The organism is Flavobacterium sp. GW821-FHT11G01 (assembly GCF_058808175.1).
Window position 1 is genome coordinate 69,661 of the sequence record NZ_JBXARK010000010.1, and the last position, 17,748, is coordinate 87,408.

Sequence of the window (17,748 nt, forward strand, 5' to 3'; positions counted from 1 at the left end):
TTATAAAGACCTTTTAACGCAAGCTATAACAGAAAAAACAGTGCATTATATAAATTATGAAATTGCGTTTGAAAAATAGCTGAACTTCCAAATAAAGATTTAGATGATTGTTCTGCAGGTTCTGGAGTCTTTTTAAAATGTTCTTTTAAATCCTTCATAATCTCCGGTTTTGTTTTCGATTCATCCAATAATATTAGATTATTAATTTCTTGCAAAAAAGTTAAACTACTATATAATTGCTTGTTGAATAAACAAACTAAAACATTTGATCCTTTTTTTTCTAATTTAAGATATTCAATCATTTCAGATCTATCATAAACTACAAATATAGAACGATCAAAATCTTTATAATCATTTTCATTTTCGATCAAAAATGAATTTCCAGAAAAATCAAATTCATCTTTAAACTTTCTTTTAAACATTTTCAAGAAAATTCCTTTATTATCATGCTTCATGCGGATTTAATGTTCCCACACCGACTTGTGAATAAGCCGAATAACATCCTAAAATCAAAACCAAAGGGAGTAATCTATTTTTCATAAAATCTTAATTATTATGTATTTAATTATTCTTAAGTGTTTATAATTCAAATATCAAAATTTGAAAGTGCAAAGTTCCTCCTAAATATCTTTTTGCTTTGCCACCATAAGTTTTTAAAATTATAGATTAGGGTATTTGAAGAACAACCCTATAATTCATAATAAATGTGAAAATTCGTTGTCAGATAAACAACAATTAATTTTATGACATTAAATACAACTGTTCTTTAAATAATTAACAAGTACGTTGTATTAAACAAAAAGGGAGAACCTAGTTCTCCCTTTCTTGCAAAAAAAAATCAAAATATTTAAAACAGTTAAAATATTAAGAATAAAAACAATAAACTTTCTATCAAGGTAAATTTTCTTAATAAGATTGCAAAATTGAGGTTAAGTGAAAATTAAATTTACCCCTTTAAGTTATAATACTTATAAATTAAGGTAATATTCATTTTAGTTGTTTGGACATAAAAAAAACTATAACATAGAAGTAATTCCTATTTGTTATAGTTTTAAAATTTTAGTAGCTAAATAAACCCTATTTAATACACTCTTTTAGTTTTTTTACAGCAGGGTCTTCTAAAGTCTTAAGTTGATTAATAACGATTGTAGCGATTTTTGTTGCACCTAACAAAGACAAGTGTGTATCGTCAGCCTTATCTTTATCATAAAAAGGATTTTCACCTGCTTTGAAATGCAAATGCAATTGTTTTGATTTTTCTGGTCCATAAGATTGTTCCAGCAATTCAGTAAAATATTCCAAATCAATAAATGGCACTTTAGATTCCTGAGCGACTAATCTGGTTTCTAAAGGATATTCACCATGTGTTGGCACTAACACACCTTTTTCATTAAAATTTCGTCTTGCAATTGATGTCAGCAATATTGGAGTTGCTCCCTTTGCCCTAGTCTCTTTTACAAACCGAATTAAATTATATCTGTAACTCGTGTGTGGATTTGTATATCTCGTAGAATCTTCAATTTTTTCATCATTATGGCCAAATTCTATAAAAACATAATCTCCTTTTTTAAGTTTTTTATATATCGAATCCCATCTTTTTTCATTGATAAAACTTTTTGTGCTTCTTCCGTTTACAGCTTTATTCTCTACAACTATATTATCAGTAAAGAATGGTTGAAGTACTTGAGCCCATCCGTGTTCGGGATTTCGGTCCGGATCTTTTTTATTTGCCATTGTTGAATCACCGATACAATATACTGTTGTTTTTTGCGCAAAACAGATTGTTGTTATCAGGAAGAAGATTAGTATGTAGTGTTTCATTTTTTAGACTTCTTAAATTATTAGATTTGTTATTTCTATTGACTCTTTTGATTTTATTTGTTGAGTTTCTTGTCTGATCCTTCTCCCGAAACCTTGAGATAAAAATGATAAGATTGCGAAAAAATCTTTGCCACTTTGAGCCTTTGTGCCTTTGAACCTTAAAAAAACTTATTTTGCTGCCGTAGGTACAGTGGCTTTTTTCCCTATAAAAACATCTGTCATCAGAACATTTTCTGCATTTTCATTTGAAATGGCATTTTTAGCAGACTTTATCTCAATATTATTTAAAGAAATATTTTTGATTTTTTTGTCTGGAAATCCCTGAATTACAATTCCTGATTCTGATGCTTTATTGCAGGTAATATTTGAAAAATGCACATTTGATACATCAGATTGAAATCCATTCCCTTCTCCATGATAATTTGATGTAATATATAAACAATCCTCAACTTCATCTAGTTGAAGGTTTCTAACAAAGATATTTTTTATAAAACCACCTCGATCAGCATTGGTTTTTAAATAAATTCCTCTTTTTAAATAACCAACTGTTTTACAATTTTCTACATACACATTTTGAACTCCGGCAGACATCTCACTACCTATAACTACACCGTGTAAACCTTTAAAATTACAGTTTCTGATCACAATATTTTCACTTGGAGTTGCCGTGTTTGCTCTTCCTTCATGATCTCTTCCCGCTTTAACTGCCACATTATCATCACCATTATCAAAAGTCACATTTTCTATTAAAACATCTTTTGCATATTCGGGATCAATACCGTCATTATTGTAATTTAACGACTTATAACTAACACCTCTAACTGTGATACTTTTTGATTTTAATAAATGTAGACACCAAAAAGGTGAGTTTTCGATTCGGATATCTTCGACTAAAATGTTTTTGCAATTAAAAAACTGAATCATTTGCGGACGTAAAAAATAGCCTTCACCAAATTTTCTGTCTTTTAAAGCAACACTATTGTGATTCATTTCACGACTTCTGTTTTTTCCGGCTTCTTCTTTAGACTTAAAACTTTTCCAGGTCTTGCCTCCTTCTCCATCTATTGTTCCTTCACCAGTTATGGCAATATTAGTACAATCATAGGCATAAATTAACGGGCTATAATTGTACAACATTGTGCCTTCCCAACTTGTTAAAACCATTGGTAAATAATCTTGTGGATTATCGCTAAACTTGATTTTTGCGTCTTTTTCAATTTTAAGATTTACATTGCTTACAAAATGAATTGGTCCGTTAACCTTATAAATTCCCTTAGATACAACAATGGTTCCGCCGTTGTTCTTTTTGCACAATGCCATTGCCTTGTCAAAAGCAGCTTTATTATTGGTTACAGAATCTCCTTTGGCCCCTAATTTTTCTATATTTATTTGATAAGAAGGAAAAACAGGCAACTGAATTCTATTAACGATTGAATCAACCTTTCCTGTTGGAAATTCGTTATTTTGACCAAATGAAAACCATGAAATCAATAAAACGATAAGATGTCTTAAATTCATATTTTTAGCTTTTATAGATTAGCTTTATTTTGAATACCAATTTGGTGTTGAATCTTTCAATATATTTTCTGTCGTATATTTTTGTGCTTCTTTTTTTGTTAGCTGATGTGACCATGAAACTCTTTTAGTCGGCTGAAAACCTTCGCCTTTGCAATCATATTCTGCATAAAAAGTATTTTTCTCAGCATCTGGTTTTGACCAATTTTCCCAACCTTCAGGTCTAATTTGTTTTCCCATATCACAATTTATAAAAACTGTTTTGGCATAAATTCTCCAGGGTCTTCCCAAATAAACTGCTATAGCTTCAGTATTTGCAGTCAGTTTACAATTTTTAAAAACAAAACCAAAAGGAGTTCCTTCTGGTGTCGAAGCAGCTGTGATATACGAACTTTTAACGCTGTTGATTGTGCAGTTTTCGAATAATGCTGTTGCTTCACCAAAAATAAAATCGGTTGTTCCTTCAATATAACAATCTTTAAAATATTGTTTTGCTTCTTTTCCTGAAAGGTATAAAGTATCCTGATTTCCTAAAATAGTACAATTTGAAATCTTTGCGCGATTGGCTACTACTGACAATGCAATTCCCTGACCATGATCTCCTGAAGTATTTTTAATAGTTAAGTTTGAGGCCGAGAAATCATCTCCTTCTACTAAAACTGTATAGGTATAAAAAGTACTATTTCGACCTAGATTGATTTTCTTAAAATTATCATCAAAAGCTATAATCGTATTTTCTTTGCTTTCGCCAATTAATGCTAAATGCGTGTTCCATTCTGGAATTCTGACTTTCTCATTATAAATTCCGTTTTTTATATTAATGGTCACTTTCTCATATGGAAAAGCCGGAGATGCATATATTGCATCCTGAATTTTAGTAAAATCACCAGAACCATCTTGCGCAACTGTTAAAATGACATTATCATTTTTTTTTGCCGGAGTTTCTTTAGAACTAATTTTCACACCATTTTTGATTGCCCAATCTGGATATTTCTTTAGCACTTCTCTTGGTGCATCAGAATACCAGGAATACCCATTTCTTCTTTCAGAGCCAATTTGATCCAAAGATTTCTTTTTAATTCCGTCGCGGTCACAAAAGAAAGGTTCATTAGTTTCAAGATCCATAAATCTGGCCCAAATAGGATCAGCATTTTCTTTGGGAATCATTTTTTTATCAATGATTTTTCCGGCGTTATTCAGTACTCTTTTTTCTTCTAAATTCGTGATTTTTGTTTTTTCAAACCATGTCTCCGCGCTTTTTACAGATGCTATTATTTCAGGAGAAGGTTTCTCAATAGACATTAAGAGTAAAACAATCTTTGCTGATTCAAATCCGCTTAAAGAAGCTAATTCAAAAGCTCTTGCATTCGCGGGTGCCAATGTAACTTCATCATGTTGTGCACACCAGGCAGTTAAAACTCCGTTTTGTTTGTATTGTGTTTTTAAAATACAATCAATTCCTTTATCAAAAGCTTTTTTCGTTTTTTCAACTATTTCTTTGGAAGGTTTTATACTGTAATAATTCGTTTCCTCACTAATTTCTTTCAATATAATTAAGATGTTAACCATCGAATTATCATTGTATGTAATATGTGTATAATAGCCTTTCTTTAAAGGGTAAAACTGAGGCCATCCACCGTTAGCATATTGTGCTTCTAATAAATAATTTAAACCTTTTAAAAAAGATTCCTTATAGCGATCGTCTTTAACCTGAGCATACATTTTAGACATAAAAAGCATTTCCTGACTTGTTGCTCCGTTATCAGTTGTAACCTCATGTACATCGCTTTTTAATTCAATCAATTTTTGCTTTTCAGTCTCGCTGAGCGGATTTTGCATTTGGATATTCTTAGGCCATCCGCCAATATTTCTCTGGTATAACAATACATTTTCTGCAATTGTTTTTGCCTCTGCAGTACCAAACCATGCCGCATCATTTTTACGAATAATATCCGGCCAGTTTTTAAATGTATTTTGAGCATTTGCAGTAATACCTGCAACAAACAAAAGAAACAATATTATTTTTCTAAATTGAATCATTTTTATCTTATTTAGTTATTCTAAACCAATCTACAGCAACATTTCCTGAATCATTTGTCACTTTCTCGCTCAAGGCAAAAAGGCCTACTTTTGCACCAATCCATTTTCCTTCTTTTGAAGTAAAATCAGTTCCAATTGACTGGTATTTTTTATCATCTAAACTATAATAAAAACTACAGACCCCTCCTTTTTTCACTTGAACTCTAAGATAAATTGTATTATTTGAAATCAAAATTGGAGTTGTTTCGTTTTCAGAAATTTTCTTATCAAAAGTTCCTGTTTTCTGGCTTAAATACAGTTTTCCGTTATTATTTTTAAGACACAAATAACTATAATCTAATCCCATGATTAAAAGACCTGTCGACTCTCCGTTTAATCTTGTATTAAAAGTTAATTTGGTAGTAGTTGTAAATTCTTCAGCAGGGAATTTTTGCAATAACAAATTAGGTGCTTCAAATATTTTATTGCTTTCTTTGATTGTTGGTAAACAAAATAAATTCAGATATCCCAAACTTGTTGGAAATCCCCATTGCACCTGAGAATTTGCCTGCCATTGCCATTGCAATCCTAGTTTTAGTGCATTAAACTCATCTGATTCTGCAGGAGTTTCAATTGGATATTTCTTGCCAACATTTGGTTTTTTGAAAGTCGTTACCGGTTCCCCAATTCCGTTTTTATCAAAATCCTGCCCCATAACTGGCCAGTCATTTTCCCATTTCATTGGCTGAAGATGAACAATTCTTCCATATGCTCCTTTATCCTGAAAATGTAAAAACCAATCTTCACCTGTTTGGGTTTGCACCCAGGCTCCCTGATGTGGTCCGTTTATCTTAGTTTTTCCCTGCTCTAAGACTTTCTTTTTCTCATAAGGACCAAAAACATTTTTAGATCGTAAAACTGTTTGCCAGCCTGTAGAAACTCCACCAGCCGGAGCAAAAATGTAATAATAATTATTTCGTTTATAAAACTTTGGCCCTTCAATTGTACCTTCACTTTCATGTCCGTCAATCACCATTACTTCATCATTATTAGCAATTGTTCCGTCTTCATTCATGGTACAAACCGTGATTAAACTTTTAATTTTTGCACGACTTCCCGCGTAAGCGTGAACCAAATAAACTTTTCCATCATCATCCCATAGCGGGCTTGGATCAATCAATCCTGACCCTGCTTTTACTAAAACAGGTTCTGACCAGGGTCCATCAGCCCTTTTAGCTTTTATCATATAAATTCCAAAATCGGGATCTGGATAATAAATATAAAATTCATTATTATGAAACGTTATACTTGGCGCCCAAACACCATTACCATGCTGTACTTTATCAAAAGTTTCTGTTGGTATTTGTTTATTTAATGCGTATCCGATAATTCTCCAATTCACCAAATCTTTAGAATGCAAAATTGGTAAACCCGGAATACAGTTAAAAGAGGATGCGGTCATATAAAAATCATCGCCTACCCTAACGGCATCAGGATCTGAATAATCCGCATGAATTATTGGATTAGTATATGTTCCATCTCCATTATCAGGTACCCAAACCTGGGCTAAATTCTTTTGTGTTACAAATACTGATAATAAAAGAATAATGGCTTTTATATTTTTCATTTGGTAATAATTAAAAAACTTTCTAATTAGACCTGACAGTCCCGAGGCCTCGGGACTGCCAGGTCTATGTATTAAAATCAAGAAATTTGATTCAAATTATCTGTTCAATTCTAAAGCAGCCAAAATAAATGGACCTGTTGCTTTAGGATCGTTATCTTTTTTCCTTTCGTTGATATAATACTCATATGAACCATCTCTGTAAGGAGTTCCTCCCAGACCTGCAACCTGACAGCAATTTGTCAATGTGATACCTCCATCTTCGTCTACTTTTTTGATTAGGACTTTCGTTAAACCATCAAAAGCTTTATTGGCCAGCTTTTTATATTTTGCTGGTAAATATCCTTTGTTTACTCCTTTTGCAAAAGCATAAGCAAACATTGAAGATCCTGAAGCTTCTAAATAATTTCCTTTTTCTCCACCTTTATCTGTAACCTGATGCCATAAACCTGACTTATCCTGATATTTTGCTAAAGCTGCACAAGCATTGTTTAAATACTTTACTAATTCTTTTTGTTTGGGATGTTCTTTTGGCATATAATCCAATACATCAACCAAGGCCATAACATACCATCCTAAAGCTCTTGACCAAAAGTTAGGTGAGTTACCCGTTTGCTTATTTGCCCAAGGCATTTGTTTGCTTTCGTCCCAAGCGTGGTATAATAATCCTGTTTTTGGATCTGTTGCGTGTAATTGAATTAACTCAAATTGTTTTGCGATATCGTCAAAACTTTTTCCTCCTTCAAAAGTAGCCGTGTATTGTGCATAAAATGGTTCTCCCATATACAAACCATCCAACCACATTTGGTTAGGATAGATTTGTTTGTGCCAAAATCCTCCACTAGCTGTTCTTGGTTGCTCTGCTAATTGTTTACGTACCAATTGCATTGCTTTTAAATATTTTTCTTCTTTAGTAGTTTCATAAATATTAAAAAGCAAACGTCCTGGCACAACCAAATCAATATTGTATTTATCGAATTCATATGTTTTGATAGAACCATCAGCTTCTATAAATTGGTCCACATAACTTCTTACATAAGTATTGTATCTAGGGTCTGGATTTTTTTTGTACAATTCTTCAAATGAATGTAAAACTAAAGCATGTACATAATCCCATTTTGGTTTTTTAGAATCATCTATCATGTAACTTTCAGCATGGCGTTTCATCAAAGTTAAAGCCATTTTATCAGACCATTTTAGATCTTTAGAAATTACGATGTCCTTAGTTGCCGGCTCTTGCGAAACTACTTTACAGCTCGTAAAAGCCATAACACAAACTAATAAAGCCGATACAAAATAACCTTGTTTTTTCTTATTCTTCATTTTTAATATATTTAAATTCTACTACTTTTCTAATTCTAATGCAACTAAAATAAAGGCTCTGATATTGAGAGTTTCTTGTTTTTTTGAAACTTATAATTACAGTTATTTGTTCAATTGAATTGCGCTTAACAAAAAGGCTCCCATACCTATTGCACCATTATCTTTTGTCTTTGCTGTCAGGTAATAATCATTTGTGCCATCTCGAAAAGGTCTTCCTCCCAAACCAACATTTGAAGACACATTTAGAACATTTACTTCTCCTTTTTTATCCACTTTTACAAATTCTTTTACAAAGCTGTCAAAGGATTTCTGAGCGTCTCTTTTATAAGATGAAGATAAATATCCTTTCTCTGCACCTTTTGCAAAAGCATAAATAATCATTCCTGAAGCAGATGGTTCTACATAATTCCCAAACAATTCAGGCTTATCTGCAACCTGATACCATAATCCTTCCGCGCTTTTATACTGATTTACATTTTTTGCTACCTGATTCAGATACCCAACTAAAACTTTATATTTTGAATGTGACTTTGGAAAATAATCCAACGTTTCTACCAAAGCCATCATGTACCATCCAATACCGCGTCCCCAAATAGTTGGTGAGGTTCCGGTTTGTTTATTTGCCCAACCAATTACTTTGCTTTCATCCCAAGCCTGATAGGGCAAACCAGTATTTTTATCTATAATATTATTATATGTCAATTCAAATTGTTTGGCAATATCGTCTAAGCTTTTTCCTTTTTCGTACTTCATCGTAAATTGTGCGTAAAAAGGCTCACCCATGTACAAACCATCGATCCACATTTGATCCGGATAAATCTGTTTGTGCCAAAATCCTCCACTTAATGTTCTGGGCTGACTCTCGAGTTGATTTCTCAATTGACCGATAATTTCCAGATACCGCGGATCTTTTTTTACGTCATATAAATTAAATAACAGTTTTCCTGGATTTAAATAATCGATATTGTATTCTTTAATATTATATTTTTTAATATTTCCTGAGCTGTCAATCATTATATTGACATAGTCTTTTATATAATTGAGATACTTTTCATTTTTTGTTTTCTGATATAATTTTTCAAAGCCAGACAATACAAACCCCATTTTATAATCCCATTTTGGCTTGTCATTTCCATCTAACTGCCAGGCATTAGGATATTTGTTTAAAATAGAAAGTGCTGTTCTTTCTGACCATTTTAAATCATCTGAAATTTTATCAGCATTATTTTGAGCAATTGTTTTGTTGTTTAATAACATCAGCAAAACAAATGCCCAAATAGCGTAATTCTTTTTTATGAAAAGAGGTTTAAACATGTAATTACATTTTTGCTTTCTTATTCAATATCTCCAATTTTTCATCTAAATATTTAACAAATTCTTCTTTTGATTTTATTCCGTTTTTCTCTTGTTCCCAAGCGCCTAAAAGATAAAATGAATTTGCTTTTGTAGATGGTTTAAAAACCAAAAGATAATCTAAATCTGTCTCAACACTACTTTCGATTGTACTCGTTTGATAAAAAATAGCCATTCCTAACTTATCCGGAACTAACGATTGTTCACCGTAAGTAGCGATATAAGCCCATTTTTTATTTTTGCTCTCTTTTTTAAGCAATTCGGTATTTTTTTGTTTTGCAATTCCGGTACAAATTCCTTTAATTTCTTTTGAAGCTATGATCGTATGTTGTGTATACAACTGATCTGGTTTAATAGTTAATTCTGAAATGAAGTCGATTTTATCCGAAGCTGTTTTCCATCCGTAATAATTAACTTTTACACCTGATTCTGTTGTTTTGTTTGTAACTGTCGCAATGGTAGAGTCTACTTCACGAAAATGTAATTTTTCATTATTTAAGTAACGATCAATTGATCCAATTCCGATTGCTTTACCTGCCTTTAGAATATCAGCTCCCCAATCACTCATTTCATGATATGAATCAAAATTGTCTTGTCCTACTTTTGGCAAAATCATTTCTGATGTCTTTTTTCCAAAAATATCAATCGCATTTCTCCAATCAAGATATAAACGATACCCAATTCTGTTACTCTCCCAGCCTGGTCCTTCATAACGAATATCAAAAGAATGGTCTGTATGTTCAGGAGCTAATTTTAATCTGTCAACGTTTTTAAAAACGGTTCCGCCTTTATATTTACGTCCTTCCCATTTTCCATCTGTTTTAGAAGATATCTCAGCATATGTTTTTGCTGTTTTTATATCATATTTTTGAGCACTTACTGCCATTGAACCTAATAAAAGCAAGCTTGTTATTGCGATTTTTGTTTTCATCTTGTATGCGAATTATTTAAATATTTTATCTAAGAATTGTGTGGTGTAAACAACTGTCTCTGTAAACCATGGTTCGAAAAACCAAAAGGAATGAGGTGAATCTGGAATTGTTTTTACTTCGTTATAAATTTTGTATTGATTTAAAATGGCAATCATATCATCTCTTCCGGCATGAAACCTGGCAACGCTACTGTTTATAAAAAGTATTGGAGGCGAGCCTCTATTTGTATGGCTTAAAGCCGAAGCATTTTTCCAGTTTTCTGGCTTTTCATCATAATTTCCCCCAAGCCAAAAAGAAGCCATTTCTCCTTCTGAAGATTCCGGATGCTTAAATGCTAAAACTCCATCAATGTCAATAATAGCCTGTACTTTTGAAGAAGATTTACTTTTAAATGTTTTATCTTCAAAATCTAAAATATCATTTGTTGTACCAATCAAAGCTGCCATTTGTCCTCCTGAAGAGCAACCTAAAATGGCAATTTTATTTGGATCTACATTGAATTTTTTGGCATTATCTTTTATAAATTTTATTGCATTTTTTATATCGTAAATTCCTTCGGGATATTTTGCTTCTAAAGATAATCTGTATTCAATTGCAAAACAAGAATAGCCTTTTGTAGCAATTTCTTTGGCCAAGTCCTGCATTTGATTTTTATTTCCTGACCTCCAGCCGCCGCCATGAATCATGATTACTGCCGGGTTTAATTTTTGTTTATTATTGAAAAAAGCATCAAAATGCAATGCTCTGTCTTTATCCTCTTGATAAATTACCTCTTTGATTTCAGTAACTGCAGTATTGATTGGCTTTTGCGGAATCGTTATAAAAGGGTATTTTTTGATTAATTTATTATAAGTACTTTTTATCGTATACGAAGTATCAACGCCATAATTGCTTTGGGCAAGAATAGTATTTGAAATCATCAACAGTATAAAAAATATCTTTTTCATCTTTAAAAAAAAATTTAGTTAAGAGAGGAGTTTAATTACTTTGTCAAACTCCTTCTTAACTTCTTCAAAAAACAATTTCTCAAAAAGCTAACAAATTACTAATAACCAGAATTTTGAGTAAAATATATTATTCAAATTTAAGCTTATTTTTCGTGTCGATCGAGGTAGTTTTTTTAATCAATCTCTACAAAATCATCAGCTTAATTTTTGACAGGTTCTACTTTTTTATCATTGATATAAGTATCGATGAACTTTATATTTTTTACATTTTTTAATTTATAAATAGAATCTGCTTTATGAATTACTACATTTTTTAGTGTAATATTTTCTACAGGGGATTCTTTGTAACCTTCTGCCAAAACACCATATTTTCCAGCATTTTTCACATTGATGTTTTCCAGATTTATATTTCTTATTACCGGAATGAAATTCCCTGTTTGAGATCCGTATACATTGTAATACATCGTTGCCAGCAAAACGCATTCTTTAACAGTACCCACTTCAAGATTTCTAACATACACATCTTCGATAACACCTCCTCTTTTTGAATTCGTTTTAATGCGAATTGCCCTGTCCAGATTCGGACTATCCATCACACACTTTTCTACAAAAACATTATTTACACCAGCAGAAATTTCGCTACCAATAACAACACCTCCGTGTCCATCAATCATTTTGCAATTCTGAACAATGATATTTTTACTTGGTATTGCTACTCTTCTTCCATCAGCATCTCTTCCTGATTTAATTGCAATACAGTCATCACCGGTATTAAAAGTGCAATTTTTAATAATAATGTTTTGAGAGTATTCAGGATCACAGCCATCATTGTTAGGACCATGACTGTTTACGGTAACTCCGTCAATAATTATATTATTTGTTTTTAAAGGATGTAGAATCCAAAACGGAGCATTTATTATGGTTACGTCTTTGATTAAAACCGTATTACATTCAAAGAATTCAACAAAACTTGGTCGTAAATAGCGTCCTTCGCCAAAAACTCTTTCTGAAACCGGGACATTTTTTTCGGCCATATCAACTAAAACCTCTCTGTTCGTCGGATCATTTTGTGATGGAATTCCTTTTTGCCATCCATAATTTTTACCACCAGACCAAACCCACCAATTCGTGCTGTTCGCCTGACCATTAAGAGTTCCTTTTCCGGTTATGGCAACATTAGTTTTATTTTTAGCGTATATAAGAGGAGAATAATTCATTACTTCTGTTCCTTCCCAGGAAGTATGAACAATTGGATAATCTTTTGGATTTATACTAAAAAGGATCTCAGCTTTGTCTTCTAAATGCAAATTCACATTGCTTTCTAAATGAATTGCACCAGTAAGATATTTTCCATTTGGAACAATTATTTTCCCTCCACCATTTTCAGCGCACGTTTTGATTGCTTTTTGAAAAGCCGTAGTATTCATTGTTTTTCCATCGGCTACAGCACCAAAATCATTTATGTTATAATCCTTATTCAAAAAGTGAGTTTGCGGAATACTTTTTATGATTAAATTCATTTTATTCCACGGATTAATTTCGGTTACAGCAGAAACTTGTTTACCACAAGATAAAATCAGCGTAGTTATAACACTAAAAAACACAATTGATTTTAACATTAAAGCTTTACTTGTAATCATTTACGTTGGTATTTAGAATTTTAGAAATAAAAATCAATTCTATGTAATCGATTACACGAAAATAGAAAAATACATTGGATGCACCAAATTAATTTAGAAATAATTTATATATTTAATTTTTATTAGTAATTTTATTTACACTTTGTGTAAAAAAACATATAATTTATTATCATTGTAGAACCGAAAACGATTTAATTATAAATTATGGTAATCGATAACATTATGTGTTAGATTATATAAAAAAAATGTATTTTTGTCTGTAAATTAATCAAAAACTATTTTTGAATGAGCGAAAAAATAACCATCTATGATATTGCCAAAAAATTAAATATCACCGCAGCTACTGTTTCTAGGGCATTGAATAACAATCCTAAGATAAAAGAGAGCACACGTGAATTGGTAATTAAAACCGCTGCTTCGATGAACTACAAGCAAAACAAACTTGCTTTAGCTTTAAAAAGTGGTAGAAGTAATAATATAGGTGTTATTGTTCCTCGTATTGACAGTAACTTTTTCGCTTCGGTAATCCGTGGTATTGAAGAAGAACTGCAGCCTCATGGTTATCAGGTTATTATTTGTCAGACTCATGAAGACCTTAAACGAGAAAGTGAAAATCTATATACTTTAATAGACGCTCAGGTAGACGGAATCCTAATGTCTGTTACTGCTGTAAGTACTGAAAATGATACTGCTTTTCGTAATGTATTAGAAAAAAATGTTCCGCTAATCTTTTTTGACCGTAGTAAACATATTGATGGCGTTAGCTCTGTAACAATCAATGACTTTAAAGGAGGATACATTGCTACAAAACACTTAATAAGTGAAGGTTGCAAATGCATTGCGCATTTATCAGGAGATCAGTCTCTTGAAATTTTTAAAAACAGGTTTTTAGGTTATAAACAAGCGTTATTAGATAGCGGAATGACATTTAAAGAAGAATATGTTGTTTCTGTTAAAAGTAGTGTTGAAGCCGGAAAAGATGCAGTTGATATTTTATTACAGCTGGAAACTCCGCCAGATGCGATATTCTCTTCGAGTGATTTTGCTGCTTTAGGAGCCATTCAGGAATTAAAAGAAAGAAACATTAGTATTCCTAAAGAATTTTGTGTGGCAGGCTTTAGTAACGAACCTTTTACCAAATTCATGGAATTATCAATTACTTCTGTAGATCAGTCTCCACTCGAAATGGGAAAAATGTCAGCACGCGTTTTTCTAGAACAGGTAGACAAAACAGATACTATTAAAATCGAAAAAAAGGTAGTTCTTGCGCCAGAATTACACATTCGTAAATCTTCGTCAAGAACTAGTTTCTAATATGTTTTTTACCATTAAGATATTAAGAAAATAAAGCTTTTGGGCTTAATGAAACTTAATATCTTAATGGTGAAAAACAAAATAAGCTCACTACATAGTGAGCTTATTTTATAATTATCTTTTTTTATTAAAGCGAAACCCCTCTTTTCCAAGGAATAAAGTCGTTTTGATTTAAAATTGCAGCTTTAGTTTTGATTGTTCCACTTGCAACATCAATAATAAATTCCAGCATTTCATCAGCCATATCATTGATTGATTTTTCTCCTGTGATAATTCCGCCGGTATCAATATCAATGATATCAGACATCTTTCTAGCCAATTCCGTATTAGATGAAATTTTCACTACTGGTGCAATTGGGTTTCCTGTTGGAGTTCCTAAACCTGTTGTAAATAAAACCATATTGGCTCCTGAACCTACCATTGCGGTTGTACATTCCACATCATTTCCTGGTGTACATAACAATGTAAAGCCTGGTTCATTAATATATTCTCCATAATCGTAAACACCTACAATTGGTGAAGTCCCTCCTTTTTTAGCAGCACCAGCCGATTTCATTGCATCTGTAATCAAACCGTCCTTAATGTTACCCGGAGATGGATTCATGTCAAAGCCTGAACCTGCATCTACAACTGTTTTTTCATACCATTGCATTAATTCCAAGAAACGTTTTCCGTCTTTATCATCTACACAACGGTTTACCAATTCCTGCTCTACTCCACATAATTCAGGGAATTCAGAAAGAATTGTAGTTCCTCCTAATGCTACTAAATTATCAGATAACACTCCCAATGTTGGATTAGCTGAAATTCCGGAGAATCCATCAGAACCACCACACTCTAAACCAATTCTTAATTTAGATAAAGGAGCAGGCTCTCTTTTTATATCATTTGCTTTTTTAATCGCCTCAAAAGTATCTTTTACAACACTGCTCAACATCGTTTCAATAGTTCCGATTTGTTGTTGATCGTAGATTAAAACAGGTTTTTTACTGTTTGGATTAATTGCATCTAAAGCATCTTTGAAAATCTGAATTTGAAGATTTTGACATCCTAAACTCAAAACGGTAGCTCCTGCAACGTTTGGATTATTTACATAACCAGCCAATAACTTAGCTAAACTGTGCGAATCCTGACGAATTCCCCCACATCCACCTTGGTGCGTAATGAATTTTACTTCAATATTATTGAATAAATTAGCATCGTTAGAAGCTGCTTCATTACCAGCTCCGCCTGTTTCGGTTTTTACCAAGGAACGAAGTAACAATTGATAATCGTTCTCTTTTGGTTTCATCAATTCTTTCTCAAAAATATCTTTTAAGATTTCAATGTTTCTGTTTTCACAAAAAACCAAAGGAAAAAACAACCAAACATTTTCAGTTCCAACTTGCCCGTCTTCTCTATGATAGCCCTGCCACGTTCTATCTTTCCATTTATCAATATTTGGAGAATTCCAGCCAATAGTTTCAGTTTTACCCGTTACTTTGTCACTTTCGTGTTTTACGTTTGCAGTAGAAAGCAATCCTCCTTTTTCAATTCTGGCACTTGCTTTACCAACCAAAACACCATACATAATAATACGATCTCCTACATTAAAAGGAACCATCGCAATTTTATGTTTCATTTTCACATCAGATTCGATCGTAATATCTTGTCCTTCAAAGTTGATTACCTCGCCAGCAACCAGATTAACTAATGCTACAGCAACGTTATCTGAAGGGTTTACTTTTATTAATTTTTTTTGCATGATCGTAATTTTTAAAAAGTATGTAATCTAATTAATATTGTTTGCTGAAATTAGCAAATCCTTTTTCTATTCCGTTTTCTTCAATTTCATTTAAGGCCAATACTAAAGCTTCTGATAAGCCATTTACTTTAGTTAAATCTTCACCCCAGAAGTCAGTGTTAGCTAATACTTTAGCTACAACTAAATCTGCAGATCCTAATTCCCAGGCGTTTTTAAATGCTTCAACTATCTCTGGAGAATCCTTTACAGGTAATGCTTCGTTGTTCCAGGTTCCTTTGTAGAACTGAATTAAACTCGCTAATGAAAAAGTCAAATTAACAGGCAATTTTTTGTTAGCATTATAGTATCCTAATAAACTAGGTAAAACCCTTACTTTGAATTTTGAGATAGAATTTAATGCAATATCAGCCAATGCATGTTTGATAAATGGATTTTTAAATCGGTCCATTACCTCTTCAGAATAAGCCGTAATTTCATTTTTGTCCATATCAAGCGTTTCACTAATTTCACCAATAACGCCATTTACAAATTTTCCGGTAAAGTCTCCATCAACAGTTTCCATTACTAATTTGTTACCGTACAAAAGTGAAAAAGGAACCATTGCCGTGTGTGCACCGTTTAGAATACGAACTTTAATCATTTTAAAAGGGCGTATATCATCAACGATTTTTACATTCAAATCTGTTTTATGAAAAGGTAATTTTGCTTTTAAAGCATCGCCACCTTCAATAGCCCAAAGAAAGAAAGGTTCAGCAGCAACAATTAAATTGTCCTGGTAATCTAATTTATTATTGTATTCTTCAATTTCAGCTCTTGGATATCCAGGAACAATTCTGTCAACCAAAGTACTGTGATATGTACAAGCATCTGATACCCAAGTTTTAAAAGCATCTTCTAACTTCCATGTATCGCAATATTGTAAAATATATTTTTTCAACGTCTCTGAATTGTAATCAATCAATTCACAAGGAATAATCGTTACTGCTTTAGAAGCATCTCCATTGAAATGTTTAAATCTTTCATATAATAAAACAGTCAACTTTGCAGGAAATGAAACTGGAGGTTGCATATCCGGAGTATCACTTTCAATGAATTCAATTCCTGCTTCAGTAGTATTTGAAACAATAAATTGAAGTTCTTCTTCTTTGGCTAAAGCTAAATAATCTGCAAATTCAGTATAGGGATTTATAGCTTTTACAATGTTAGTAATTAACTCAATATCTTGTATTTTTTCGCCTTTTTTAATACCGTTCATAAACAAAGTATAAAGACCTTCCTGATCATTAATCAGGTGCACCATACCGTCTTTCAAAGGCTGAACCATTGCAATACCAGCATTAAAATCAACTTCTTTATTTAGTTTATGAAAAGCGTAATCAACAAAAGCTCTTAAGAAATTTCCTTCTCCAAACTGAACTACTTTAATTGGCTGTAACTTTTCTAATCCTGTATTTTTTCTGTTTAACTGTTTCATTTTAATTCATTAAAGTGTTATAAATAACCACGATAAATACCT

Annotated in this window: 13 protein-coding genes; 1 reads left to right on the forward strand and 12 read right to left on the reverse strand. The window is 32.2% G+C overall.

Annotated features, from left to right (window positions below; genetic code table 11):
- Nucleotides 1-23: 23 nt before the first annotated feature.
- The 10 genes from AC1RRN_RS17350 to AC1RRN_RS17395 all read right to left on the reverse strand — a co-directional run bounded on the left by AC1RRN_RS17350 (nucleotide 24) and on the right by AC1RRN_RS17395 (nucleotide 13,174).
- Complete coding sequence (locus AC1RRN_RS17350) at nucleotides 24-422, reverse strand: hypothetical protein (protein WP_492968503.1); 399 nt, start codon at nucleotides 420-422, stop codon at nucleotides 24-26.
- Between the two features lie 655 nt (nucleotides 423-1,077).
- Nucleotides 1,078-1,821: a rhamnogalacturonan acetylesterase gene (locus AC1RRN_RS17355; protein WP_492968504.1), complete on the reverse strand. Its 744-nt coding sequence runs from the start codon at nucleotides 1,819-1,821 to the stop codon at nucleotides 1,078-1,080.
- A 168-nt stretch (nucleotides 1,822-1,989) separates the two neighbouring features.
- Nucleotides 1,990-3,339 (reverse strand): glycoside hydrolase family 28 protein, encoded by a 1,350-nt coding sequence (locus AC1RRN_RS17360; RefSeq protein ID WP_492968505.1) that lies wholly within the window; start codon nucleotides 3,337-3,339, stop codon nucleotides 1,990-1,992.
- Between the two features lie 24 nt (nucleotides 3,340-3,363).
- Nucleotides 3,364-5,376 (reverse strand): pectate lyase, encoded by a 2,013-nt coding sequence (gene pelA / locus AC1RRN_RS17365; RefSeq protein WP_492968506.1) that lies wholly within the window; start codon nucleotides 5,374-5,376, stop codon nucleotides 3,364-3,366.
- A gap of 7 nt (nucleotides 5,377-5,383) precedes the next feature.
- A complete protein-coding gene (locus AC1RRN_RS17370; RefSeq protein WP_492968507.1) occupies nucleotides 5,384-6,982 on the reverse strand; it encodes a glycoside hydrolase family 43 protein in 1,599 nt (532 codons plus the stop codon).
- Nucleotides 6,983-7,078: 96 nt separating this feature from the next.
- A complete protein-coding gene (locus AC1RRN_RS17375; RefSeq protein ID WP_492968508.1) occupies nucleotides 7,079-8,302 on the reverse strand; it encodes a glycoside hydrolase family 88/105 protein in 1,224 nt (407 codons plus the stop codon).
- A gap of 102 nt (nucleotides 8,303-8,404) precedes the next feature.
- Nucleotides 8,405-9,616, reverse strand: a complete 1,212-nt coding sequence (locus AC1RRN_RS17380) for a glycoside hydrolase family 88/105 protein (protein WP_492968509.1) — start codon at nucleotides 9,614-9,616, stop codon at nucleotides 8,405-8,407.
- Between the two features lie 4 nt (nucleotides 9,617-9,620).
- A complete protein-coding gene (locus AC1RRN_RS17385; RefSeq protein ID WP_492968510.1) occupies nucleotides 9,621-10,586 on the reverse strand; it encodes a DUF4861 family protein in 966 nt (321 codons plus the stop codon).
- A gap of 12 nt (nucleotides 10,587-10,598) precedes the next feature.
- Nucleotides 10,599-11,534 carry an alpha/beta hydrolase fold domain-containing protein gene (locus tag AC1RRN_RS17390; RefSeq protein ID WP_492968511.1) on the reverse strand — a complete coding sequence of 312 codons (936 nt, stop codon included), beginning with the start codon at nucleotides 11,532-11,534 and terminating at the stop codon, nucleotides 10,599-10,601.
- Between the two features lie 200 nt (nucleotides 11,535-11,734).
- Nucleotides 11,735-13,174 (reverse strand): glycoside hydrolase family 28 protein, encoded by a 1,440-nt coding sequence (locus AC1RRN_RS17395; protein ID WP_492968512.1) that lies wholly within the window; start codon nucleotides 13,172-13,174, stop codon nucleotides 11,735-11,737.
- Between the two features lie 285 nt (nucleotides 13,175-13,459).
- Between AC1RRN_RS17395 and AC1RRN_RS17400 the strand changes: the two genes are divergently transcribed.
- Entirely contained in the window at nucleotides 13,460-14,488 is a 1,029-nt protein-coding gene (locus AC1RRN_RS17400; RefSeq protein WP_492968513.1) for a LacI family DNA-binding transcriptional regulator, read from the forward strand.
- 127 nt (nucleotides 14,489-14,615) lie between these two features.
- On the opposite strand, the gene AC1RRN_RS17405 is transcribed toward AC1RRN_RS17400, so the two are convergent.
- Both AC1RRN_RS17405 and AC1RRN_RS17410 read right to left on the reverse strand, forming a co-directional pair.
- The gene (locus tag AC1RRN_RS17405; protein WP_492968514.1) at nucleotides 14,616-16,232 is read right to left on the reverse strand and encodes a UxaA family hydrolase; all 1,617 of its coding nucleotides are present in this window, start codon (nucleotides 16,230-16,232) and stop codon (nucleotides 14,616-14,618) included.
- 31 nt (nucleotides 16,233-16,263) lie between these two features.
- Complete coding sequence (locus AC1RRN_RS17410) at nucleotides 16,264-17,706, reverse strand: tagaturonate reductase (RefSeq protein ID WP_492968515.1); 1,443 nt, start codon at nucleotides 17,704-17,706, stop codon at nucleotides 16,264-16,266.
- Between the last annotated feature and the right edge of the window lie 42 nt (nucleotides 17,707-17,748).